General features: G+C 73.5%; 18 protein-coding genes. 10 read left to right on the forward strand and 8 right to left on the reverse strand.

The features are described 5' to 3' along the window. Window positions 1–263: 263 nt before the first annotated feature. The 3 genes from ACGF3I_RS28815 to ACGF3I_RS28825 all read left to right on the forward strand — a co-directional run bounded on the left by ACGF3I_RS28815 (window position 264) and on the right by ACGF3I_RS28825 (window position 6,029). Complete coding sequence (locus tag ACGF3I_RS28815) at window positions 264–1,721, forward strand: carboxylesterase/lipase family protein (protein WP_393137020.1); 1,458 nt, start codon at window positions 264–266, stop codon at window positions 1,719–1,721. Between the two features lie 118 nt (window positions 1,722–1,839). Then, a complete protein-coding gene (locus tag ACGF3I_RS28820; protein ID WP_393137067.1) occupies window positions 1,840–4,788 on the forward strand; it encodes a DEAD/DEAH box helicase in 2,949 nt (982 codons plus the stop codon). Beyond that, window positions 4,785–6,029, forward strand: a complete 1,245-nt coding sequence (locus ACGF3I_RS28825; protein WP_393137022.1) for an SWIM zinc finger family protein — start codon at window positions 4,785–4,787, stop codon at window positions 6,027–6,029. Before ACGF3I_RS28820 ends, ACGF3I_RS28825 begins: the two co-directional genes overlap by 4 nt. A gap of 28 nt (window positions 6,030–6,057) precedes the next feature. Here ACGF3I_RS28825 and ACGF3I_RS28830 read toward each other — a convergent pair whose 3' ends face one another. From ACGF3I_RS28830 to ACGF3I_RS28845, 4 genes are all read right to left on the reverse strand, one after another. Further along, a complete protein-coding gene (locus ACGF3I_RS28830; RefSeq protein WP_393137023.1) occupies window positions 6,058–8,124 on the reverse strand; it encodes a TerD family protein in 2,067 nt (688 codons plus the stop codon). A 6-nt stretch (window positions 8,125–8,130) separates the two neighbouring features. After that, the gene (locus tag ACGF3I_RS28835; protein ID WP_393137025.1) at window positions 8,131–8,673 is read right to left on the reverse strand and encodes a hypothetical protein; all 543 of its coding nucleotides are present in this window, start codon (window positions 8,671–8,673) and stop codon (window positions 8,131–8,133) included. Between the two features lie 160 nt (window positions 8,674–8,833). Next, window positions 8,834–10,180 (reverse strand): MFS transporter, encoded by a 1,347-nt coding sequence (locus ACGF3I_RS28840; protein ID WP_393137027.1) that lies wholly within the window; start codon window positions 10,178–10,180, stop codon window positions 8,834–8,836. A 139-nt stretch (window positions 10,181–10,319) separates the two neighbouring features. Continuing rightward, complete coding sequence (locus ACGF3I_RS28845; protein WP_393137029.1) at window positions 10,320–11,030, reverse strand: DUF2293 domain-containing protein; 711 nt, start codon at window positions 11,028–11,030, stop codon at window positions 10,320–10,322. Window positions 11,031–11,217: 187 nt separating this feature from the next. On the opposite strand from ACGF3I_RS28845, the gene ACGF3I_RS28850 reads away from it, so the two are divergent. Next, the gene (locus ACGF3I_RS28850; protein ID WP_393137031.1) at window positions 11,218–11,859 is read left to right on the forward strand and encodes a uridine kinase; all 642 of its coding nucleotides are present in this window, start codon (window positions 11,218–11,220) and stop codon (window positions 11,857–11,859) included. Window positions 11,860–12,015: 156 nt separating this feature from the next. Here the strand turns inward: ACGF3I_RS28850 and ACGF3I_RS28855 are convergent, their stop codons facing one another. Both ACGF3I_RS28855 and ACGF3I_RS28860 read right to left on the reverse strand, forming a co-directional pair. Further along, window positions 12,016–12,891 carry a carbohydrate kinase family protein gene (locus ACGF3I_RS28855; RefSeq protein WP_393137033.1) on the reverse strand — a complete coding sequence of 292 codons (876 nt, stop codon included), beginning with the start codon at window positions 12,889–12,891 and terminating at the stop codon, window positions 12,016–12,018. 83 nt (window positions 12,892–12,974) lie between these two features. Further along, on the reverse strand, window positions 12,975–13,889 hold the full coding sequence (locus ACGF3I_RS28860) for a pseudouridine-5'-phosphate glycosidase (RefSeq protein ID WP_393137035.1): 915 nt from the start codon (window positions 13,887–13,889) through the stop codon (window positions 12,975–12,977). 326 nt (window positions 13,890–14,215) lie between these two features. Here ACGF3I_RS28860 and ACGF3I_RS28865 point away from each other — a divergent pair, with 326 nt between their 5' ends. Next, the gene (locus tag ACGF3I_RS28865) at window positions 14,216–14,641 is read left to right on the forward strand and encodes a cupin domain-containing protein (protein ID WP_393137037.1); all 426 of its coding nucleotides are present in this window, start codon (window positions 14,216–14,218) and stop codon (window positions 14,639–14,641) included. Here ACGF3I_RS28865 and ACGF3I_RS28870 read toward each other — a convergent pair. Beyond that, the gene (locus tag ACGF3I_RS28870; RefSeq protein WP_393137039.1) at window positions 14,631–15,929 is read right to left on the reverse strand and encodes an MFS transporter; all 1,299 of its coding nucleotides are present in this window, start codon (window positions 15,927–15,929) and stop codon (window positions 14,631–14,633) included. The genes ACGF3I_RS28865 and ACGF3I_RS28870 overlap by 11 nt on opposite strands. An 82-nt stretch (window positions 15,930–16,011) precedes the next feature. Then, window positions 16,012–16,563 carry a methylated-DNA--[protein]-cysteine S-methyltransferase gene (locus tag ACGF3I_RS28875; protein ID WP_393137041.1) on the reverse strand — a complete coding sequence of 184 codons (552 nt, stop codon included), beginning with the start codon at window positions 16,561–16,563 and terminating at the stop codon, window positions 16,012–16,014. Window positions 16,564–16,802: 239 nt separating this feature from the next. On the opposite strand from ACGF3I_RS28875, the gene ACGF3I_RS28880 reads away from it, so the two are divergent. The 5 genes from ACGF3I_RS28880 (at window position 16,803) to ACGF3I_RS28900 (ending at window position 24,028) form a co-directional block, all read left to right on the forward strand. Continuing rightward, entirely contained in the window at window positions 16,803–17,669 is an 867-nt protein-coding gene (locus tag ACGF3I_RS28880; RefSeq protein WP_393137043.1) for an MHYT domain-containing protein, read from the forward strand. A gap of 62 nt (window positions 17,670–17,731) precedes the next feature. Beyond that, on the forward strand, window positions 17,732–19,855 hold the full coding sequence (gene uvrB / locus ACGF3I_RS28885; RefSeq protein WP_393137045.1) for an excinuclease ABC subunit UvrB: 2,124 nt from the start codon (window positions 17,732–17,734) through the stop codon (window positions 19,853–19,855). Between the two features lie 163 nt (window positions 19,856–20,018). Further along, window positions 20,019–20,597, forward strand: a complete 579-nt coding sequence (locus ACGF3I_RS28890) for a TerD family protein (RefSeq protein WP_393137047.1) — start codon at window positions 20,019–20,021, stop codon at window positions 20,595–20,597. A 162-nt stretch (window positions 20,598–20,759) separates the two neighbouring features. Next, on the forward strand, window positions 20,760–22,715 hold the full coding sequence (locus ACGF3I_RS28895; RefSeq protein ID WP_393137049.1) for a TerD family protein: 1,956 nt from the start codon (window positions 20,760–20,762) through the stop codon (window positions 22,713–22,715). Between the two features lie 332 nt (window positions 22,716–23,047). Further along, a complete protein-coding gene (locus ACGF3I_RS28900) occupies window positions 23,048–24,028 on the forward strand; it encodes a TerC family protein (protein ID WP_393137051.1) in 981 nt (326 codons plus the stop codon). The last annotated feature ends 5 nt before the right edge of the window (window positions 24,029–24,033 follow it).

The following is a 24,033-nucleotide window of genomic DNA, read 5'->3' on the forward strand; positions in this document are numbered from 1 at the left end:
TCGCCAGCCTGCCCCGTGGCCGGGCTTCCGGCATCCGGTGCGCCCGCCCGATAGCCCGCCCGGGCGACCGTGCGGCCGGGCGGGACGCACCCGGGTCCCGCACCCGTGCCGACCTGCGGTGCGCGGGGTCTTTACGCCGGGCCCGGCGGTGGGGTACGAGAGATTGCGGTGCCGGGACCCGGGCAGGCGGTCCCTGTCGTACGTTCCGGGGACGCGGCGCGCGCGGCCCCGCCCACCACCCTCTCGGAAGGCCCACGAACCTGATGGAAGCCATCATCCGTACGACCCACCAGGGCGCGGTGCGCGGGCGCCTCGTCACCGACGACGTGGCCGCCTTCCTCGGCGTCCCGTACGCGGCGCCCCCCTTCGGGGAGGCACGCTTCCGCGCCCCGGGGCCGGCCGCCTCCTGGGACGGAGTGCGCGACGCCCTCTCCTACGGACCGAGCGTGCCGAGGGCGCCGTACGCGCCGCCGTTCGACGCCCTCATCCCGGACGAGGGGGCGCAGGGCGAGGACTGCCTCAACCTCAACATCTGGACGCCGCACCCGGCCCCCGGCGACGGCCTGCCGGTGATGGTGTGGATCCACGGAGGGGCCTTCGCCAATGGCTCGGGGTCGGCGTCCGCCTACGACGGCAGCACCTTCGCGCGGGACGGCGTGGTCTACGTCAGCATCAACTACCGGCTCGGCGCCGACGGTTTCCTGCGCCTGCCGGAGCGGCCCGACAACCGCGGCCTGCTCGATCAGATCGCCGCACTCGAATGGGTCCGCGACAACATCGCGGCGTTCGGTGGTGACCCCGGGCAGGTGACCGTGTTCGGCGAGTCGGCGGGTGCCATGAGCATCGGCGCCCTGCTCTCCCTGCCCCGTGCCCGCGGGCTGTTCCGGCGCGCGATCCTGCAGAGCGGCGCCGCCCACCACTTCCTGCGCCCCGCCTCGGCCGACCTGATCACCGCCAGGCTCGCCGGGAAGCTCGGCATCGGGCCGGAGGCCGAGGACTTCGCGGCCGTGCCCCTGGACGTCCTGCTGCCCGCCCAGGCCGAGCTGCGCGGCGAGCTCGGGGCCCGCCCCGATCCGGCCCTGTGGGGCGAGGCGGCGCTCAACATGATGCCGTTCGAGCCGGTCCTCGACGCGCTGCCGCTGCCCGGCCCCGAGTGCGGTGTGCAGATCCTGGCCGGCAGCAACCGCGAGGAGTACCGGCTGTTCCTGGTGCCGACCGGGCGGCTGAACGCGCTGGGCCGGGACCGGCTGCGGGCGACCGTGGCGGCGTACGGCCTGGATCCCGACAAGGCGCTGTCCGTATATGAGCGGCGCCGTCCCGGAGCGGTCGTGGGCGAACTGTTCGACGCGGTCACCACCGACTGGTTCTACCGGATCCCGGCACTGCGGCTGGCCGAGGCGGTGCCCGGCTCCTACGTGTACGAGTTCGCGCGGCGCTCCCCGGCCTGCGACGGCCTGCTCGGCGCCTGCCACGCCTCGGAACTCGGTTACGTCTTCGACCGCCTCGACGATCCGTCGTACGCCCCGATGCTCGGCGAGCGGCCACCGCAGGACCTCGCGGACGCCATGCACGGAGCGTGGGTGGCCTTCGCGAAGACGGGTGACCCGGGCTGGGCGCCGTACGACCGCGAGAGCCGCCTCACGCAGGTCTTCGACACCTCCAGCGGTGTCGCGGCCGATCCGCGCGGTGACGAACGTGCCTTGTGGGAGGGGGTGCGCTGAGGTCGTGGGGCCCATTGTCAGACCTCGCCCGTAAGGTCGTAGACCAGTCGCGGAGCACGCGATCGATGACGACCCGAGCGGATGAGGGAGGTGACCGGCGGTGACCTGGCCGACACCGATGACGTACCCCGAGCAGGGCGCGCCCGCCCCGGGCGGTCCTTCGCCGTCCGGGCCGGCCGAGCCCCGGGGCTCCGCGCAGCCGCAGTCCGCGCCCTGGCCCGCCGTGTCGTATGCCGCCGTGTTCCTGCCCGCCGGGCTGCCGCGCGAGGGCAGGGTCGCCTTCTGGGATCCGGCGCAGGGCCCCGCGCCCCAGGGGCCGCCCGGAGCCGGGGTCAGCGAGCTGACCATGGTGCGCCGGCACGGCGCGGGCGCCCGCAGCCGCAAGGTCGCGGCCCTGGTGGTGCCGGTCGCCGAGGCCCTCCCGATGCTGGTCAGGGCCCGCCGCCACCCGGCCGCCCACCCGGCGGCGGCCTGCTGGGGCGCCGCCGCGCTGCACGCCCTGAACCTCGTGGCGCGCGGGAGACTGCTGCCCGGGCTCACCCCCACCCACCACGACGCCTGGCGGGCCGGGCCGCTCGACGCCGATGACATCGCCCAGCTGCGGGCCATCGCCGCCGCCATGCCGTACGAGGCGTACGGGGTGCCCGTGCCCGGCCGCGGCGCCCTCCAACTGCCGGATCCCGAAGCCCTGGTGCGCGCCTTCCTCGACGCGGTCGCGGACACCCTGCCGCGCACCCCGGCCGCCTCCGCCGCGGCCGGGGCGCCCTTCGCCGCGGCCGGCGCCCAGCACCTGCCGTCCGCGCGGGCCTGGGCGGCGGAGGCGGCGGCGGGCATGGACGCGGGCGTCCGGGTGTCGCTGCGCCTCGACCTGTCCGGGTTCGAGCTGTTCGACACGGCGTCCGACGAGGAGGGCGAGGCGCGGCGCGCCGGCTCGGCCGTCGTCCAGGTGCACAGCCTCGCCGACCCGACCCTCGTCGTCGACGCCGCCCGCCTCTGGTCGGACGGCGCGGGCGGCGCGGAGGGTACGGGCGCGGAGGGTGAGCCGGCCGGGGGCGCGGCGAGCGCGGTCGAGGCGTTCGGGCCGCGCGCCAGGATCGACGCGCTGCTCGCCCTGCGCCGCGCCGCCCGCGTGTGGCCGCCGCTCGGCCTGCTGCTGGAACGCAGCGTCCCCGATGTCCTGCCGCTCACCGAGACCGAGCTGTACGAGCTGCTCGGCGAGGCCTCCGCGCGCCTGGCCGCGGCGGGCGTCACCGTGCACTGGCCGCGCGAGCTGGCCCGTACGCTCAGCGCCACCGCCGTCGTCCGGCCCGCCCCCGGCTCGGCCACCGACGGCACCTCCTTCTTCGACGCGGGCGAACTCCTCACCTTCGACTGGCAGTTGGCGCTCGGCGGCCAGGCGCTGACCAACGCGGAGATGGACGTACTCGCCGAGTCCCACCGCCCGATCGTGCGGCTGCGCGACCAATGGGTGGTGGCCGACCCCGAGCTCGTCCGCAAGGCGAGGAAGCGCGATCTGGGGCTGCTCGACCCGGTGGACGCGCTGTCCGTCGCGCTCACCGGCACCGCCGAGGTCGACGGCGAGACGGTGCCCGCCGTCCCGGCCGGGGCGCTCGCCGCGCTCCGCGACCGGCTCCTCGCGGGCCCCGCGGCGGCCGACCCTCCGCCGGGCCTGAACGCCACGCTGCGCGACTACCAGCTGCGCGGCCTGGCCTGGCTGGACATGATGACGTCGATGGGGCTCGGCGGCTGCCTCGCCGACGACATGGGGCTCGGCAAGACGATCACGGTGATCGCCCTGCATCTGCGCCGCGCCCGCACCGAGCCCACCCTCGTCGTCTGCCCGGCGTCCCTGCTCGGCAACTGGCAGCGCGAGATCGCCCGCTTCGCCCCCGGCGTCCCGGTGCGCCGCTTCCACGGCAGCAGCCGCACCCTGGACGGCGCCGACGGAGGCTTCGTGCTCACCACGTACGGCACCATGCGCGGCAGCGCACCCCAACTGGCCGCGCACGCCTGGAACATGGTGGTCGCCGACGAGGCGCAGCACGTCAAGAACCCGTTCTCGGCGACGGCCAGGGCGCTGCGCACGATCCCCGCCCCGGCCCGGGTCGCGCTCACCGGCACCCCGGTGGAGAACAACCTGTCCGAGCTGTGGGCGCTGCTCGACTGGACGACCCCCGGGCTGCTCGGCCCGCTCAAGGCGTTCCGGGCCCGGCACGCCCGTCTGGTGGAGAACGGCGAGGACGACGACGCGGCGGAGCGGCTGTCGCGGCTGGTGCGCCCCTTCCTGCTGCGCCGCAAGAAGTCCGACCCGGGCATCGTGCCCGAGCTGCCGCCCAAGACCGAGACCGACCATCCCGTGCCGCTCACCCGCGAACAGGCCGCGCTGTACGAGGCGGTGGTCCGCGAGGTGATGGCCGCCGTCGAGGCCGCCGAGGGCATCGCGCGCCGCGCTCAGGTCATGAAGCTGCTCACCGCCCTCAAACAGATCTGCAACCACCCCGCCCAGTACCTGAAGGAGGACGTGCCGCGCCTGGCGGGCCGCTCGGGCAAGCTGGCGCTGCTCGACGAACTGGTCGACACCATCCTCAGCGAGGACGGCTCGGTCCTCGTCTTCACGCAGTACGTCGCGATGGCGCGGCTGCTCTCGCGCCACCTCGGCGCCCGCGGTGTGCCCTCCCAACTGCTGCACGGGGGAACGCCGGTGGCCGAACGCGACCGTCTGGTCGACGCGTTCCAGAGCGGCGAGGTCCCCGTCTTCATCCTGTCCCTCAAGGCCGCGGGCACCGGCCTCAACCTCACGCGCGCCGGCCATGTCGTCCACTACGACCGCTGGTGGAACCCGGCCGTCGAGGAGCAGGCCACCGACCGCGCCTACCGCATCGGCCAGACACAGCCCGTCCAGGTCCACCGCCTGATCGCCGAGGGCACGGTCGAGGACCGGATCGCCGACATGCTGCGCCACAAACGCGCCCTCGCCGACGCCGTCCTCGGATCGGGCGAGAGCGCCCTGACCGAGCTCACCGACCGCGAACTGACCGACCTGATCTCCCTGCGGAGGACGCGGTGAACCCCCGCCCGCCCCAGCGCACCCCGCGCCACGACGACCGCCGCCGCACCTACCCCGCGCTCGGCGCCCGCTCCGAGCGGACCGGCACGTGGTGGGGCGACGCCTGGGTGGAGGCCCTGGAGGAACTCGCCCTGGATCCGGCCCGGTTGGGCCGCGGGCGTGCCTACGCCGAAGCGGGCCAGGTCGACGCCGTCACCGTCACCCCGGGCCGCATCACCGCCTATGTGCACGGCTCCCGGGCCCGCCCCTACCGTACGGAACTGCGTCTGCGCACCCTGCCCGAGCGGGCGTGGGAGGAGTTCCTCGACACCGCGGCCCGCGAGCCGGCCCACATCGCGGCCCTGCTCGACAAGGACCTGCCGCACGCCCTGGCCGACGAGGCGGCGCTGCTGCCCGCCCCGGGCGACCTGATCCCGGACTGCTCGTGCCCCGACGACGGCTTCCCCTGCAAGCACGCGGCGGCGCTCTGCTACCAGACGGCCCGTCTCCTGGACGAGGACCCGTTCGTGCTGCTCCTCATGCGGGGCAGGGGCGAGCAGGAAGTGCTCGCCGCGCTGACCCGGCGCAACGCCACCCGCATGGCCGTGGAGCGGGCCGCGCCGCCGCCCCGCCTGCCCACCGTCCCGGCCCGGTCGGCGGTCCAGCCGCGTACGCTCCCGCCGCTCCCGCCGCCGTTCCCCACGCCCGCGCGAGCGGGTCATCCGCCCGCCTTCCCCGAGGTGCACGGCGGCCCCGATCCGCTGTCCCTCGACCTCCTCGCCACCGAGGCGGCCCTGCGTGCCCACACCCTCCTGACCACCGGGCACGACCCCGTCGCACCCCTGTCCCTGTGGCAGGACGCGGTCCGGCTCGCCGCCGCGCACCCCGGCTCCGGGCTCACCTCCGCCACCCGCGCCCTCTACACCTCGCTCACCCGGGCCACCGGCCGCACCCCCACCGACCTCGCCCGCGCGGTCGCGGCATGGCGCCAGGGCGGCATCGAGGCACTCGACGTCCTCGAAACGCCCTGGGATCCGCCGGCGGGCCCCTTCGACCGCGCCCGCCCGGCGCTGACCGCGGCCGGATTCCCCGACTTCCGCCCCGGCCGCAACCGCCTGTCCACGCCTTCCGTCCAGCTCCGCTACGGCAGGGACGGCCGCTGGTACGGCTACGAGTCCGACCCGGGCCGCCAGGACTGGTGGCCGCGCGGCGCCCCCGACCCGGACCCGGTGGGCGCCCTCACCGCGCGGCTGGAGGGCTGAGGGCGCGGCCGGGCCTCTGCCGGGCCGGTCAGGCGCTCGCGTCGGCGGACTGGGCTGACTGGGCGGACTGGGCGCGCTGCGCCGGGCGGGGCCGCTCCAGACGGGTCACCACACTGGAGTGGAACAGGTCGACGGCCGCGTCCACCCCGCGGATGAACCCGGTCTCGGCGTTGCCGCGCGTACTGCCGACGCCCTTGAACAGCGAGAGCCGGAATCCGGTGATCCGCTCGGCGCCCTTGGGCAGCAGGTCGCCGGGCTCGGGGCGCAGCTTCTCCAGGGTGCCGCGCGGGCCGACCGTCTCCCCGTCGAGCAGGGTCTGCACATGGAGGTCGGCCGGCGCCTCGGCGAGCTGCCGCATCAGGCGCTTCACCCAGCTCAGCGGATAGCCCTGGGTGGGCGCCGGGATCTCCACCGAGGTCCTGAGCCGGCCCATCCGCAGATCGGCGACGACCCCGAGGATGCCGGGCGCCCCCTCGATCCGGATCTCGGCGCACAGCTGCCCGTCCACACAGAGCCGGGCCGCGAGGTCCGCCCGCCGCGACCGCGGGTCGGTGCCGCGCCGGGCCCGCTGCACGGGCACCACCTTGGTGCCCAGCTCGCCCCCGAGCCGCAGACAGACCTGCCGGATCAGGCGCTCCCAGCTCTCGACGACCTGTACGGTGCGCGGATCGCCCGGCGACAGGGTCTCCTCGTCGATGCCGTTGCGCACCGGCACCCAGGCGGGCCCCATGTTCTGGAAGCCGTGGCAGCCGGAGTTGTCGTGCTGGAGGTAGTGCAGGAGTTCCTGGAGGAGCCAGGCGTGCGCCTCGTTGCGCACGCCCTCGTGCCGGATGAGGAGCTGCGCCTGCTGGGTCACTTCGGCCCAGGACAGGTGCCACAGGGCGACCTTGTGCTTGCGCCGTCCGTCGGTCTTCACCTCGACCAGGGAACTCCCCTCCAGGGCAACGTCGTTGGAGAGGGTGATGACGGCTTCGTACCCCCGGCGCGCGGCGATGTCCATATAGGCCTGGATCCGCTCGCTCTTCAGGGCGTTGCCGTTGGTCTTGGTCTCGACGAGCGCCGTCCACAGCTTCCCTGCGCGCTCCACGCGGATGACGCCGTCCGGCCGCTTCGGGCTGTCGCCGTGCGGCAGGGTCACTTCGGTGAAGGTCTCCATCCGCCCGGCCGGCGCCCCGAAGGCGGCGGTGAGGCGGCGGCCGAACTCGGGCACCTGCGCCATGACGGCCAGCAGTACGGACGTCGCCCGCATCTCGCGCTCACGGTCGCTCTTGAGCGAGGACGCGGGGAACAGGCGGGCGCCGCGCCACGCGTCGCTCTCGGCGAGCGAGGGCTTGAGCGCCTTCGGCAGGGTGACCTTCTTCCGGGCCGTGCGCAGTCGGCGGGCCGGCGCGTCGGCGGATGCCTCGACCGGTGCCCCGATGGGTGTTCCGGTGGGAGCGTTCGCGATGTCCGGCTCGGCGGTCCGCTGCACGGGCACGTGGGCGAGAGCGGCCGCGCGCGCCAGGGCATGGGCGTCAAGTGCCTGTTCCTGGGCGGCGGTTGAGGCGCTCTCGATCCCGGTGGGGGCGGGGAAGGAGGCGGGCGGGGCGGCGTCGTCACCGGCCGCGGCACGGGCCGTCTCCACCGCACCGGCCCGTCCGGGCCCGTCCGCGGCCCCGCTCTCCGCGTGCGCCGTGTCGCCGTCCGCCTCGCCGTAAGGGGCCTCGCCGTCCTGGTCGTCGTCCTCGTCGATCTCGATGCCGTAGTCGGTGGCCAGCCCGGCGAGCCCGGAGTCGTAACCCTGGCCGATCGCCCGGAACTTCCAGGCCGCCTCGCGGCGGTAGACCTCGCCGAAGACGAAGGCGCTCTCCGTGTCGGCGTCCGCGATGGAGAAACCGAGCAACCCCTCGCCGGAGGCGTCGGTGAGGACCAGCCGCAGGTTCTCCAACTCCCCGAAGGAGGCCCGCCGATGGCGGCTGGCGGCGATGACCAGGCGGTCAACCGCAGCGGGAAGGGCCGTCAGGTCGAGCCGGATCCGGTCCTCGGTGCCGTTCTCGGTCGGCGTCGCGCCGAGGAGTTGCACACTGAAGCCGGTGCGAGGAGGTGCTGGGTCCAAGAGGGGTCACACCGTGGCCGCCCAGTGGGTCAGGCGCTGGAAATCCGTCTCGCGCAGGCCCCGTCGTGGGTGGATGCGCACCATCAGCGCGCGGTGGTCGTGGTGCTCGCGCACATAGCTTTCATCCAGATCGGTGATCATGTCGTCGACCCAGGCGAACGGCCTGCCCGCCGCCCAGCGCACCAACGGTCTGGTCTTCCAGTACAGACCGTCCGGGTCGGTGGCGAACAGCTCGGGCCACGCGATGAACGGAAGGTCAGGGGGGAGGCCGATGGCGGGGGCGATCATCTCGTTCGCCTCGTTCATCCATGTGGTGGCCCAGGCCAGTTCGTAGGGCAGCGCGCACAGCCGCGCGCCGTGGCCCGGGTGGAGACGGACGCGCAGGCCGCGCCGGTACGGGCGGGACCCCGGGGTCTGGCGGGCGAGCCAGGACGACGGGTGGAGCCGGTGGGTGCGGTAGCCGCGCAGGCGGGGCAGGCGGGCCGCGTACGGGTTGAGGGGGCCGTCCACGTCGAGGAGCAGCAGGGGGCGGTCCGGCGCAGTCGTCATGGGGGAGGGATACCCGCACGGTGACCTCAAGTGCCGTGCGGGGCGGGGGAGTTGTGGAGCGTACGCGTCCGTTCGGGTGGGGGACGTCGGGGGTGCGGTGCGGGGCGCTCGGCGGTGGGGGCGCCCGGCGCGGGTGCCCGGCTCTCCGTCGGTGCGCGGGTCAGCCGCCCGACGTCGTCACCGATTCCCGGGTCTCCGGGGCCCACGCGAGGGACACCAGCAGGCCGACCAGGAGTACGGCCGCCAGCCAGTACATGGATCCGCTCAGGCCCAGGTGCTCCAGGCTCACCGGCAGGATGAACGTGCCGACCGCCGAGGCGATGCGGCTGGTGCCGTTGAGGAAGCCGACGCCGGTGGCGCGCAGATGCGTGGGGTAGAGCTCGGCCGGATAGACCTGGGTGAGGTTGGAGGCGCCGGCCATCACGAAGGTGTAGACGAGGAACGGCACCATGAGCGCGGTGGTCGAGGCGTGTGCGAAGGCGCCCATCAGGGTCAGCGCCGCCGTCATGATGCCGAAGGTGGCGATCGTCAGCGGGCGGCGGCCGGTCTTCTGGAGGAACCAGAGGCCGATGACGCCGCCCCCGAGCAGGAACAGGTTGAGCAGCAGGTTCTGCAGGTCGGCGTCGGGCACGTGTAGCGCGGCGAGGATGGTCGGCATGAAGGTGTAGATCGCGAAGTACGGCAGCACCTGGGCGCTGTAGAAGACCGTGCCGAACCAGGTGCGCCGGGCCTGGCCGGGCGCGAAGAGCTCGCGGTAGGCGGTGGCCGTGCTCGTGCGCCGCTCCGGCGGGGCGGCCTCGGCCGGGCCGAGCTCCGCCCGCAGATACGTCCGGGCGATGGCGCGCGCCTCCTCGGTGCGGCCCTGGCTGATCAGCCAGCTCGGCGATTCCGGCGTGCCGATGCGCAGCAGCAGCACCGCGAGCGCGGGCACCGCGCCCGAGGCGAGCAGCAGATGGGCGGAGCCCTGCGTATGGCCGAGGTAGGTGCCGAGGATGCCGGCGATGACGTATCCGACGGTCCACATCACGGTCAGGGAGCCGAGGAGGACGCCCCGGAGCCTGCGGGGCGCGAACTCCGAGAGCATGGTCGGCCCCACCGCGTAGTCCGCGCCGAGCCCGAAGCCGATCAGCAGGCGCAGCGTGAAGAGCAGGGCGGGGTCCCGGGCCCAGAGCTGGAGCGCGGAGGCGAGGGTGATCAGGACGAAGTTGTAGATGTACAGCTTCTGGCGGCCGATGATGTCGCCGACCCGGCCCAGCACGATGCTGCCGAAGAAGAGGCCGATCAGGGCCGACGCGCCGAGCAGACCCTGCCAGACGCCCGAGAGGTGCTGGGCGTCGGTGAGGGTGGCGAGGACCGCGCCGATCATGCCGAGCGCGTAACCGTCGGAGAAGTTCGCCCCGAACGTCGTCGCCGTCACCCTCAGGTGGAACGGACGCAGGGGGGCCTCGTCGAGCGAGGGCGCGAGCGGCTCGGATCGGTCGGATCGCACGGCGGCCGGCTTCGGCATCGGCTGTTACCTCGCCTTGGACAGGGCCCGCCGGAGGACGGCGGGGACGGACGTCTTGGGTCGAGCGCAGTCATCCTGCCCTGCCGGCCCACCGGAAGGGAATCGTTCTATGCGAAGGAACTGTGAGTGAATGGAATTCTTACGCAAGGGGAGGCTGACGTTCCGCGACCCTGGAGGCTACCTCGCCGGGCGCCGCGGGGGACGGCTCGCCCTCCGCCCAGGCCGCCAGGATCGCGTCGATCGCCCCGGCGACCAGGGCACGCGCCCGGTTGTGCGGGACGCGCGCCATGAGCAGCGCGTCGTACTCCGTGTCCAGATGGCGCACCGACGCCCGGACGGCCGCCGTCACCGCGGCGGCGTCCAGGGCGCGGCCCGCCGCCGACCGGCCCACCCGTCCGCTGCCCCGCACCGAGGCGTGCTCGGCGATGTCGCGGGCCCGCTCGGCGGGACAGCCCGGGAACAGGCGGAGGATCTCGGCGGTCAGCGCCGCCGTGAAGCGCACGTCTTCGGCCGCCCGGCGGGCCGCGTCCCGGGCGCGCCGGCGGGCCCGGGCCTCCGCGTCCGCCAGACAGGCCGCCTCGGCCGCGGCGAGCGCGGGCTCCTCGACGAAGACGCCCTGACGCTCGTAGCGCCGCCGGCGCCGGTTGAAGCGGACGACGACGGCGGACAGCGAACCGGCCGCCCGGGCGCGGCGGGTGAGAGCGGTGTCGCCGCGCGGCAGGAACACGAGATGGCCGAGGTCGGCGCAGTCCAGACAGACCGGCGACCCCGAGACCAGGACGAGGTGGCGCAGCGGGGCGCGGTCGCACTGCGCGCACCGGTGGTGGCGCCGGGGTTGAATGACGAGCATGGGGCCGCCCTCCTCGCACGCCTGGCCGGTGAGCCCGTTCCCCCTCTGAATTCCCCGCCCCGCCACCGCCCGAACAACCGCCGGGCCCGCTGGGGCACCCACCGCACAGGATCGGGGCGTGCCACCGCGCATGCGCTCGGGCGCCCACCGCGCAGGACCGGGGCGTGCCACGGCGCATGATGGGGGCGTGCGATTCGAAGCGATCACCTGGGAACGGCTGACCGACACGCTCGCCGACCGGGTCATGGACCTGAAGGCGGCCGACGGCGGGCCGTGGCTGCGCATCGCCGTGGACGGCGCGCCTGCGGCCCGTCCTGGGGAGCTGGCGGAGCGCGTCGCCGATGCGCTCCGGCCGCGCGGGCGACCGGTGCTCACCCTGTCCACCGAAGGGTTCCTGCGGCCGGCGTCGCTGCGCTTCGAGTTCGGCCGCGAGGACCCGGAGAGCTATTTCCAGGGCTGGTTCGACACCGGAGCCCTGTGGCGGGAGGTGTTCGGGCCGCTGGAGCCCGGCGGCACCGGACGGGTGCTGCCCGACCTGTGGGACCCGGCGACCGACCGTGCGACCCGCAGCCCCTATCAACTCCTGCCGGAATCAGGGGTGTTGCTCGTGCACGGCCCGCTGCTGCTCGGGCACTGGTTCCCCTTCGACCTCGGCGTGCACCTGCGCCTCTCCCCGGCCGCCCTGCGCCGCCGCACCGAGGAGGGCGCCCGCTGGACGCTCCCCGCCTTCGAGCGGTACGAGGCGGAGGTGGGACCCGGGGAGGCGGCCGATGTGCTGGTACGGGTCGACGATCCCCGGCACCCGGCCGTGGCGGTACGCGGCGCATGACCCGCCAACTCGGGGGCGGGGCAAGCTTGTTGGTTTGGCCTGTTCCGGGCCGCCCGGCCTGGCCCGGGCCGGGGTCGTCCGGTGTGGCCCTGACCGGCGTGACGTCCCTCGGTCTGACGTGACCGGGTGGCCCGGGACCGGCACGGCGGCGGCCCGCTAACGTTCCGGTGGCCGTCCGCCCACCACCCCCACCGCGACCGCCCCCGCGCGGCACCCGGCCCGCGCGGCCTCCGCCGGGGAGGCGCCGCGCAGCCGGGCCGCGAGGAAGCCGCCGGTGAAGGCGTCGCCCGCGCCCGTGGAGTCCAGGGCCGTCACCTCGGGCGCCGCCACCCGCGCGACGACCTCCCCGCGCACCGCCACCAGCGCGCCGGACGCACCCAGGGTGACCGCGACCACCGGGTACTGACGGCTCAACTTGGCCGCCGCGTCGGCCGGTTCGGTCAGGCCGGTCAGGAGGGTCGCCTCGTCCGCGTTGGGGAGCAGTAGCTCGACGCCCTCGGTCAGCGCGAGGAAACGGTCGACGCCGAGTTCGGCCAGGAAGCCGGTCGACGCCGGGTCGACACTCACCGGAACCCCGGCCGCGCGGGCCGACTCCCGGGCGGTGAGCGCCAGTTGGCGGCTCTGTTCGGCGAACAGCAGATAGCCCGACAGATGCAGATGAGCCACTCCGTCGAGGAGGCCGGGCGACCAGTCGGCCGGGTTCATCCGGTGGACGGCGCCGCTGTCGGTCAGGAAGGTGCGCTCCGCCGTCGCCGTGTCGACCAGGGCGACGACCGTCGCGGTGGGGGCCTCGGCGTCCGGGATCAGCAGGGGGCGTACACCGGAGCGGCGCAGCCGCAGCTCGTGCCAGCCTGCCGAGTCCTGGCCCACCCGGGCGAGCAGCCGCACGTCCGCGCAGCCCGAACGGGCGGCCCAGCAGGCCGCGTTGGCGCCCGCGCCGCCCGGCACCGTACGGATGTCGGCCGCGGTGTCCGTGGCGAGGGCGAGGGGGCCGCGGTGGCGGGCGACCACGTCGGTGACCACGTCCCCCACGACGAGCAGCCCGCCACGCGGGTGCCCGTTTCCCGTGGCCCCCGGGCACCCCTGACCAGCCCCGCCCGGCCCCTCCGGACGGCTCACAGCGCCGCCGCGATGTCCGCCGCGAGCCGGACGTTGCCGTACACCGCGGCCACGTTCGCCTCCAGGGAGGCGCCGTCGGTGTGCTCGACGAGGTGGGCGAGGAGGAAGGGGGTGACCGCCTGGCCGGTGACGCCCTCGGCGCGGCACGCGGCCAGGCCCGAGGCGAGTACCTCGTCGTGCAGCCGTGGGTCCAACTGGGCGGCCTCCGCGACCGGGTTGGCCACGATCACCGCCGCGTCGAGGGCGAGCGCGCGGTGGGCGCGCAGCACGCGGGCGGCCTCCCGCGGGGTGCGTACCGTCCAGTCGACGGGCTCGCCGGAGCTGGACAGATAGAACCCGGGGAAGCGGTCCGTGCCGTAGCCGACCACCGGTACACCCAGCGTTTCCAGGCGCTGCAGCGTGGCCGGCACGTCGAGGATCGACTTCACGCCCGCGCAGACCACCGCGATCGGGGTCCTGGCCAGCAGGCGCAGATCCGCGGACTCGTCCTGCGTCTCGGTCCAGTCCCGGTGGACGCCGCCCAGACCGCCCGTCGCGAACACGCGCAGCCCCGCCCGGGCGGCCAGGAAAGCGGTGGCCGAGACGGTGGTGGCGCCGCTCGCGCCGGTCGCCAGCGCCATCGGCAGATCGCGGTGCCCGAGCTTGCGCAGGTCTTCGGTGGCCACCCGCTCCAACTGGCCCTTGTCCAGACCCACCAGGGCCCGGCCGTCGAGGACGGCGATGGTCGCGGGCACCGCGCCCCGGGCCCGTACCGCCTCCTCAAGATCGCGGGCGACCCGCAGATTGCGCGGCCGGGGAAGGCCGTGCGAGATGATCGTCGACTCCAGCGCCACGACCGGGCGACCCTCGTCGAGGGCGGTCCGCACTTCTTCCGACACCGTGGTCTCGTCAGGTACGTCGTCACAGGGCATGTCCCATCCCTGGCGCGCGCGGAACCCGGGTAAACGTTTCCCAACTCCGCGCCCGGGAGGCCGGGTTCAGCGGACGCGCCACCGCCGGTACGAGCCCGGTCCGCCCGACGTGCCGCTTCGGTACGGGCCCGGTGCACCGGACGCGCCGCTTCGGTACGAGCCCGGTCCACCCGACGCGCCACCTCCGGTACGGGCCCGGTTCACCGGACGCGCCACCTCAAGTGCCTCCGGGGCGGGCGCGCTGGACAGAGTGTCGTGCGGGGGCCCGCGGGCCTGGTCGCCCTGTCGGTCTCGGCGCCCGCCGCGCGCGGCTAGATTGGCCCGTCATGAGCACCGCCCACCACAGCCCCGCCGCACCCGCGGATCCCGCACCAGAGGATCCCGCACCCCACGACGCGGGCCCGCCCGGACCGGCCTCGTTCGCCGTGCGGGTCGGCGACGCCGACCTCGAACCCGAGCCGCTCGACCCGGAGCAGATCGTGTCCGGCAGCCCTGAGGTGACGGGCAAAGTGCTGTGGGAGTCCGCGGACGGCCGACAGATCCGCGGGATCTGGCAGATCACGCCGGGCGTGGTGACCGACACCGAGGCCGACGAACTGTTCGTGGTCGTGAGCGGGCGCGCCACGGTCGAGGTGGAGGGCGGCGACACCCTGGAGGTCGGCCCCGGCGACGCCTGCGTCCTGCGCGCCGGCGACCGGACCACCTGGACCGTGCACGAGACGCTGCGCAAGGCGTACCACATCAGCCTGTAGCGGACGGCTCCGCCCGGGGCGTCCTTCGGGAGGTGAGCAGGGCGAGACCGGCCACCGGCAGCAGCAGCGCGGCGCCCGCCGCGTTCAGCCAGCCGTAGCCCGCGCGCGCCACGACCAGGCCCGCGGTGAGGCCGCCGAGGCCCGCCGCGACGTTCATGGTCAGATCCGACAGACCCTGAACGGCGGCCCGCGCGGGGCCCGGCACCGCGTCGGTCAGCAGCGCCGAGCCGGACACGAGCCCCGCCGACCAGCCGAGGCCGAGCAGGAAGAGCCCGGCCATGGTCTGACCGCGGCTCGCGCCGGCCGTGCCGGCCAGCAGAGCGGCGCAGCACAGCAGCCCGGCGGCGAGACCGATCACCGCGAGCCGCCCGAGCCGGTCGGAGAGCCAGCCCATCAGCGGTGAGAACGCGTACATCCCCGCGATGTGGATGCTGATCACCAGACCGATCAGCTCGATGCCCGCGCCGTGATGGGTCAGGGCGACCGGCGTCATCGACATGATCGACACCATGGCGGTGTGGGACAGGGCGACGGTGACCAGCGCGAGCCGCGCCCGCGGTGAGCTTCTGACCACCGCGACGCCGGCCCGCAGCGAGCGGGCCGCCGCCGTCTGCGGGCCGCCCTCGTCCAGGGCGCGGGCGGTCAGGAGCGGGTCCGGCCTCAGCAGGACGCCGACGATGACGGCGGAGAGGAGGAACACGGCCGCTGCCCAGACGAACGGGCCGGCGGCCGTGGGTATGCCGAAGCGGGCCACGCTGTGCCCGGCGGGGGCCGCGATGTTGGGGCCGAGCACGGCGCCGATCGTCGTCGCCCACACCACCGTGGAGATGGCCCGGGCCCGCCGCTCCGGCTCCGCGAGGTCGGCGGCGGCGTACCGGGCCTGGAGGTTGCCGAGGGACCCGGCGCCGAAGACGGCCATGCCGAGCAGCAGCAGCGGGAAACTGCCGAGCACGGCGCCGGTGACCACCACCGCCGCGCCCACCACGCCGAGGAGATACGCGAGGACCAGACCGGGCCGCCGGCCGCGCCGGGTCATCAGGGCGGCCAGCGGCATCGCGAGCAGCGCGGGCCCCGCCACCATGGACGCGGAGGCGAGCCCCGACAGGGCCTGGTCCCCGCTGACCTCGGCGGCCAGCACCGCGGACAGCGCGATCCCCGTGGCGTTGGCGAGGCCGCCGAGTATCTGGCTCACCATGAGCACGGCGGTGATACGGCGCCGCAGGGCGGGCAGCGTCGCGGGGTCGGGCACGGCCCGGCCGGTGCCGGGAGCGTCGGGGAGTGTGGTCACCGGCGCAGTGTGCCAGCCGGTCCGCGGCCGGGGAACAGCCGGGCCCGGTGCCCGCCGCTCACCGCGGGAGCGCCGCGGCCGCTCAGAACAGCGGCTCGGGGAGGACCCCTTCGAGGGCGAGCAGCCGCCGCTTGGTCTCCAGACCCCCGCCGAATCCACCGAGCCCGCCGTGGCTCTCCACCACCCGGTGGCAGGGCACGACCACGGGCAGCGGGTTGGCGCCCATGGCCACGCCGACCGCCTGGGCCGCCTTCGGCTCGCCGACCCGGGAGGCCAGATCGCCGTAGCCCACCACCGACCCGTACGGGACGCCCGTCGCGAGCTCCCGCAGCACCTGGCGGTTGAAGCCGGACGCCAGCGACCAGTCGAGCGGCAGCGTGAACGCGCGCAACCTGCCCTCGAAGTACGCCCCGACCTGGCGTATGGGCTCCTCCAGGGGGCCCGGCCTGCCGGGCACGGCCGGGGCCGGCTCGGTGCCGAACCGGGTGCCGAGCGCCCGCACCGCCCGGTCGCGCACCGGCTCGTGGGCGTGGAAGACGACGTTCACCAAACCCTGGCCCGTCGCGGCCAGGAGCAGCGGACCGATGGCACTGTCGACGACAGCCCATTCGACGAACTGCGCGTTGCTGGTCATGCCGAACACCGTACGGCGGGCCACTGACATCGCCGCCCGGCCAGCGGACGCCGGTGGCCGAGGAGCGGGGCACCAAAGCGAACGGATCACCACAGATGCGAACGCCCCGAGCCCCCGGAGTCGATAAATTGCCCGAAAAATGTTTGCCTGTCGCGCAGCGAGCCCTAGTGTCGCCCCGAGTCAGGGTCGCAACAGAAGCAGGGCCTCTTCAGTCGGCACGGGGTGAAGGGCACACACGTATGCACGGGACGGTCGACGGATTCAGCTACGGCCTCGTGACGCCGGTGGCGGCGTTCATCATGGCCTGCCTCGGCGCGGCGCTCGGACTGCGCTGCACCGCCAGATCGGTGCGCACCGAGGGCTCCTTCAAGGCGGCCTGGCTGGCGCTCGGCGCCACGTCCATCGGTTCCGGCATCTGGACCATGCACTTCATCGCGATGATGGGCTTCTCGGTGCACGAGGTGCCGCTCGGCTACGACCGGGGCATCACCTTCGCCAGCCTCGCCGTCGCGATCGTGATGGTGGGCATCGGGATCTTCATCGTGGGCTATCGCGGTGCCACCCCGATGGCACTGGTCACCGGGGGCACCATCACCGGGCTCGGCGTGGCCACCATGCACTACCTGGGCATGGCCGGGATCCGGATGAACGGCGAGTTCGAGTACAACACCGTGATCGTCAGCATTTCCGTGGTGATCGCCGTGGTGGCCGCCACGGCCGCGCTGTGGGCCGCGGTGTCGGTGCACGGCTTCCTCGCCAGCCTGGGGGCCAGCCTGGTGATGGGGGTCGCGGTCAGCGGGATGCACTACACCGGAATGGCGGCGCTCAGCGTCGACCTGCACGCCGGCGCCGCCGGTGCGGCAGCGGGCGGCGAGACCCCCGCGGCCCTGCTCGCACCCCTGCTGATCGGCCCGGCCGCCTTCCTGGTCCTCGCCGGGGTCGTCGTGATGTTCGACCCGCTGGTGGTCATGGGCAGGCCGGACTGGGAGAAGCGCCCGCCCCGCGCGGTCCCCCTGCCGCGCCACCGCCCGTCCTTTCCCGAGCGCACCAGCTGGGCCCCGTCCGAGCCCCCGCGCGAGGGCTCCGCGTCACCGCACGACTGGTGAGCGGACCGGGACCCGACCGCGTTCGGATCCCGGTTGTCAGTGGCGGGTCGTACGGTGGTTGCATGCGGCCCGTTTCCAAGATCGAACGTTCGGTGGCGCCCTTCGAGGTCGTCAGTCCCTACCAGCCCAGTGGCGACCAGCCGGCGGCCATCGCCGACCTGGAGAGGCGCATCCGCGCAGGTGAGAAGGATGTCGTCCTCCTCGGCGCGACCGGCACCGGAAAGTCGGCGACGACGGCCTGGATGATCGAGAAGCTCCAGCGCCCCACGCTCGTCATGGCGCCGAACAAGACGCTGGCCGCCCAGCTGGCGAACGAGTTCCGCGAGCTGCTGCCCAACAACGCCGTCGAGTACTTCGTGTCGTACTACGACTACTACCAGCCCGAGGCGTACGTCCCGCAGTCGGACACCTACATCGAGAAGGACTCCTCGATCAACGAGGAGGTCGAGCGGCTGCGCCACTCCGCGACCAACTCGCTGCTCACCCGCCGTGACGTGGTCGTGGTCGCCTCCGTCTCCTGCATCTACGGCCTCGGCACCCCGCAGGAGTACGTCGACCGGATGGTGCCGCTCAAGGTCGGCGAGGAGATCGACCGCGACCAGCTGCTGCGCCGCTTCGTCGACATCCAGTACACCCGCAACGACATGGCGTTCGCCCGCGGCACCTTCCGGGTGCGCGGCGACACCATCGAGATCTTCCCGGTCTACGAGGAACTGGCCGTCCGCATCGAGATGTTCGGGGACGAGATCGAGGCGCTCTCCACGCTCCACCCGATCACCGGCGAGATCATCAGCGAGGACCAGTCGCTCTACGTCTTCCCGGCGAGCCACTACGTGGCGGGTCCGGAGCGCATGGAGAAGGCCGTCAACGGCATCGAGAAGGAGCTGGAGCAGCGCCTCGCGGAGCTGGAGAAGCAGGGCAAGCTCCTGGAGGCCCAGCGGCTGCGCATGCGCACCACCTACGACCTGGAGATGCTCCGCCAGATCGGCAGCTGCTCGGGCGTCGAGAACTACTCGATGCACTTCGACGGCCGCGACCCCGGCACCGCCCCCAACACCCTGATCGACTACTTCCCCGAGGACTTCCTGCTGGTCCTCGACGAGTCGCACGTCACGGTGCCGCAGATCGGCGCGATGTACGAGGGCGACGCCTCCCGCAAGCGCACCCTGGTCGACCACGGCTTCCGGCTCCCTTCAGCGCTGGACAACCGGCCGCTGAAGTGGGAAGAGTTCCTCGGCCGCATCGGGCAGACGGTCTATCTGTCGGCCACCCCCGGCAAGTACGAGCTCTCCCGCGGCGACGGCTTCGTGGAGCAGATCATCCGCCCGACCGGCCTGGTCGACCCGGAGGTCGTGGTCAAGCCCACCGAGGGCCAGATCGACGACCTGGTGCACGAGATCCGGCTGCGCACCGAGAAGGACGAGCGCGTCCTGGTCACCACCTTGACCAAGAAGATGGCCGAGGACCTGACGGACTACTTTCTCGAACTGGGCATCCAGGTGCGGTACTTGCACAGCGACGTCGACACCCTGCGCCGCATCGAGCTGCTGCGCGAACTGCGCGCCGGCGAGTACGACGTGCTGGTCGGCATCAACCTGCTGCGCGAGGGGCTCGACCTGCCGGAGGTCTCCCTGGTGTCGATCCTGGACGCCGACAAGGAGGGCTTCCTGCGCTCGGGCACCTCGCTGATCCAGACGATCGGCCGTGCCGCCCGAAACGTCTCCGGCCAGGTCCACATGTACGCCGACCGCGTCACGCCCGCGATGGAGAAGGCCATCGAGGAGACCAACCGGCGCCGCGAGAAGCAGATCGCGTACAACAAGGAGAAGGGGATCGATCCCCAGCCGCTGCGCAAGAAGATCAACGACATCGTCGCCACGATCGCGCGCGAGGAGGTCGACACCGAGCAGCTGCTCGGCACGGGCTACCGCCAGGGCAAGGAGGGCAAGGCGGCCAAGGCGCCGGTGCCCGCGCTGGGCGGCAAGGCGGCCAAGGGCGCCAAGGGTGCCAAGAAGGAGCTGACCGACCGGCCGGCGGCCGAACTGGCGGGCATCATCGAGGAGATGACCGACCGGATGCGGGCCGCCGCGGCCGACCTGCAGTTCGAGGTGGCGGCCCGGTTGCGCGACGAGGTGGGCGAGTTGAAGAAGGAGCTCCGTCAGATGAGGGAGGCCGGCCTCGCCTGACGGAGCGGGCCGGGCGCGGAAGCCGCGCGGGCGCGGTGTGTTGCAACACCGCCACAAAAGGCTCCCGCGGGAGCGCGCGGCCCGCGCGACTGCGTAGGGTCGGGCCGAGCACGAACGACAACACAGCACGTCAAGAACGACACATGGGGAGAGGGGACAGCGCGTGACGGTCAATCTGTCCAAGGGTCAGGCCATCAGCCTGGAGAAGCAGGGCGGCGGCACCCTGACCGCGGTGCGGATGGGGCTCGGCTGGCAGGCGGCACCCCGCCGTGGCCTGTTCGGCAAGCGGACGCAGGAGATCGACCTGGACGCCTCGGCGGTGCTCTTCGCCGACAAGCAGCCCATCGACGTGGTCTTCTTCCGCCACCTCGTCAGCGACGACGGCTCGGTGCGGCACACCGGCGACAACCTGGTGGGCGGCGCGGGCCAGGGCGGCGACGACGAGTCGATCCTGGTCGACCTCGCCCGTGTGCCGGTGCACATCGACCAGATCGTCTTCACGGTGAACTCCTTCACCGGCCAGACGTTCCAGGAGGTGCAGAACGCGTTCTGCCGCCTGGTCGACGAGACCAACGGCCAGGAACTGGCCCGCTACACGCTGGACGGCGGCGGTCAGTACACCGCGCAGATCATGGCCAAGGTGCACCGGGTGGGCGGCGGCTGGCAGATGACCGCCATCGGCAACCCGGCCAACGGCCGCACGTTCCAGGACCTGATGCCGGCGATCCTGCCGCACCTCTGACCGGCCGCACCGCACACCGAGCACCACCGCAGTACCGCAGCAACACCGCAGTACCGCAGCACCGAACCCGCAGCTCCCGGAGGCACGATGCCGCCGGGAGCTGCACCACGACCGCCCGCGCGGCGCCCGCACCACCATCAACTCGACGAGGGGACAGAGGCGATGACGGCCGAGCTGGTACGGGGGCAGAACCACCCCCTGCCCCGGACCCGACTGGAGATCAGGGTGTCGGCCGGCGCCCCCGTCGTGGCCGCCGCCACTCTTGGGGACGAGCAGGGCCGGGTGCACGGCGTGGAGCGCGTCGCCCACCCCGGCTCGCCCCACCTGCCCGGCATCGAGGTCTCCCGCCAGGCCGCCGCCGACCACCGCCTCGCGGTGGACCTGGAGGCGCTCGGCGATGAGGTGCACCGCGTCCATGTGCTGCTCGCGCTGCCGGCCGGGCCGCCGGGGCCCGGCCGGTTCGCCGCGGTGGCCGCGCCCTTCGTCGCCGTGACCGGCCTCGACGGCACCGCGATCGCCAGCTACACCATCACCGGGCTCGGCGCCGAGTCGGCCGTCGTGGCCCTGGAGCTCTACCGCCGCCAGGGCGCCTGGAAGATCCGCGCGGTCGGCCAGGGGTACGCGGGCGGCCTCGCCGACCTCCTCGCCGACCACGGCCTGGCCGCGGCCGCACAGCTGGCCGCCACCATCCAGGAGGCCGTCGCGCTCGGCGCCTCCCGTACGGTGGCCGCGCCCCCGCCCCGTACGAGCGACGAGGCCCGGCTGCGTACACCCGGGTCCGGTACGCCTGGATCCGATGCGTCCGGATCCGGTGCGTCCGGCGGCCCCGCCGCCCCCTCCGGTGGTGACGGGCCTGCCGCCGCCGTGCCGCAGCAGGCCGTCGGCGACGGCGGGCCCATCAACTACGCCCACCCCCGGCGCCAGACCTGCACGCCCCCGCCGCCGGCCCCGGCCGCCCCGCCCGCGGCCCCCGGCGAGCCCGCACGTCCCGTGGCCGGCGACGCGAGCGGCTGGTCCATGGACGAGCGGCTCTACAACCAGGTGTGGGGCATGTTCGAGGACCTGGCCCGCGCGGTCGCCGCCTATCGCAGCGCCGTCGACTTCGCGGACTCGCGGCTGGAGCAGGAGGTGGACCGCGCCCTGTCCGACCCGCGCGGCCGCATGGGCTCCGCCGGGGACCTCGCGCGCGAGCAGGCCCGTGCCAAGCGGGAGGAGCTCGTCGCCCGCGCCCGGGAGTCGCTGGACCGGGATCTGGCCCAGCTGACCGCCGAGTCCGATGTGGTCGAGCCCGCGCTGCCGGCCCCCTACGCCCGCTGGGACAACCCGGTGTGGCACGGCTACCGGGTGCCGATGGAGCTCCCGATGGCGCTGCGGATCGGGGATCTGCACCTGCCGGAGCAGCCGGAGCTGCGCATCCCGATGCTGGTGCGGCTGCCCCTGGAGCGCGGGCTGTGGATCGACGCCGGGCGCGGTGGCTCGGACGCCGCCGTGTTCCTGGACTCCGACCAGGTCAAGGGCCTGGCGGTGGACACGGCGGTGGCCATCGCGGCCCGGCTGCTCGCGGTCTACCCGGCCCATGAGTTCGCCGTCCACGTCATCGACCCGGCGGGCGCGGCCGCGGCCCGGCTCGCCCCGCTCGTGCGGTCCGGAGTGCTGGCCGCACCGCCCGCGGCGGGGGCCGCCGGGGTGTCCGAGGTGCTGACCCGCCTGACCGAGCGCGTGGACCTCGTGCAGATGGCGGCACGGGCCGGTGCGGGAGCCGACGCGCTGCCGCCCGGGATGGACACGGCCGAACAGCTCCTGATCGTCAATGACTTTCCGCACGGCTTCGACGACCGCGCCCTGAACCAGCTGCGCTACCTCGCCGACGAGGGCCCCTCGGTCGGCGTGCACCTGCTGATGGTCGCCGACCGCGAGGAGGCCGGCGCGTACGGGCCCCTGCTCCAGCCGCTGTGGCGCTCGCTGCTGCGGCTGACCCCGGTGCCCGACGACCACCTCGCCGACCCGTGGGTGGGGCACGCCTGGACGTACGAGCCGCCGCTCGCGCCGTCCGGCAGCCGGATCCTGGAGCAGGTGCTCGGCCAGGTCGGCGAGGCCCGCGCCGCCTGGCCGCGCTGAGGACGCGCGGGCCCCGGGCCGCCTGATCCGGATGCGCCCGGGCCCCGGCGCATCCGTTGCACCCGACCCCGGTTCATCCGTAAGGCCTCCACAAGACCGCACCCCACCTGGGGACTTGGCCTTTCTTTACCTATCTCTTTACCTTCTCTTGGTTATTCGGGTAGGCTTTCCCACAGCGGAGGGGAGTACTCCCGACTGCGGCGTTCCCGTCAATACGGACCCACGGGACGGGTCCCGGGGCGCCGGCCCGCGGTGCGAGGGAAGCGCCCCGGGTGGAAGAGACCTCCGGCAGCGACGACGCTGATCAGTAGCCGTACGACGCCGGAGGCGCAGTGGACGTTTCAATGACCCTGTGGGTACTGACCATCCTTGGTCTGTGTGCCCTGATCGCGGCCGACTTCTTCATCGGGCGTAAGCCCCATGACGTGTCGGTCAAGGAAGCCGGCGTCTGGACCGTGGTCTGGATCGTGCTGGCCGCGCTCTTCGGCCTCGGCCTGCTGCTGTTCGGCAACGCCCAGGCGTCCGGAGAGTTCTTCGCCGGCTTCATCACCGAGAAGTCGCTCTCCGTCGACAACCTCTTCGTCTTCATCCTGATCATGGCGAAGTTCTCGGTGCCCTCGCACCTCCAGCAACGGGTGCTGCTCTTCGGTGTGTTGATAGCCCTCGTGCTGCGAGCGATCTTCATCGCCGCCGGCGCCGCGGTGATCGCCAACTTCTCCTGGGTCTTCTACATCTTCGGCGCGTTCCTGATCTACACCGCCTGGAAGCTCATCCAGGAGGCGCGCTCCGGTGACGAGGAGGAGGAGTTCGAGGAGAACCGCCTCCTGAAGTCCGTCGAGAAGAAGTTCGGCGTCGCCGACCAGTACCACGGCACCAAGCTGTTCGTGGCGAGGAACGGCAAGAAGATCATGACGCCGCTCATGGTCGTCATGCTCGCCATCGGCACCACCGACGTGCTCTTCGCGATGGACTCCATCCCCGCCATCTTCGGCCTCACCCAGGACCCGTACATCGTCTTCACCGCCAACGCGTTCGCCCTCATGGGTCTGCGCCAGCTCTACTTCCTGATCGGCGGACTGCTCAAGAAGCTGGTCCACCTCAGCTACGGCCTGTCGGTGATCCTCGGCTTCATCGGCGTGAAGCTGGTCCTGCACGCCCTGCACGAGAACGGGGTGCACGTCCCCGAGATCTCCATCCCCGTCTCGCTCGGCGTGATCTGCGGTGTCCTGATCATCACCACGATCACCAGCCTCGTCGCCGCCAGGAAGCAGACGGTGGCCGAGGAGGCGCACAAGGACAGCATCGGCGCCTGACCGGC

The sequence above is a fragment of the Streptomyces sp. NPDC048111 genome, assembly GCF_043202815.1.
Classification (GTDB): Bacteria; Actinomycetota; Actinomycetes; order Streptomycetales; family Streptomycetaceae; genus Streptomyces.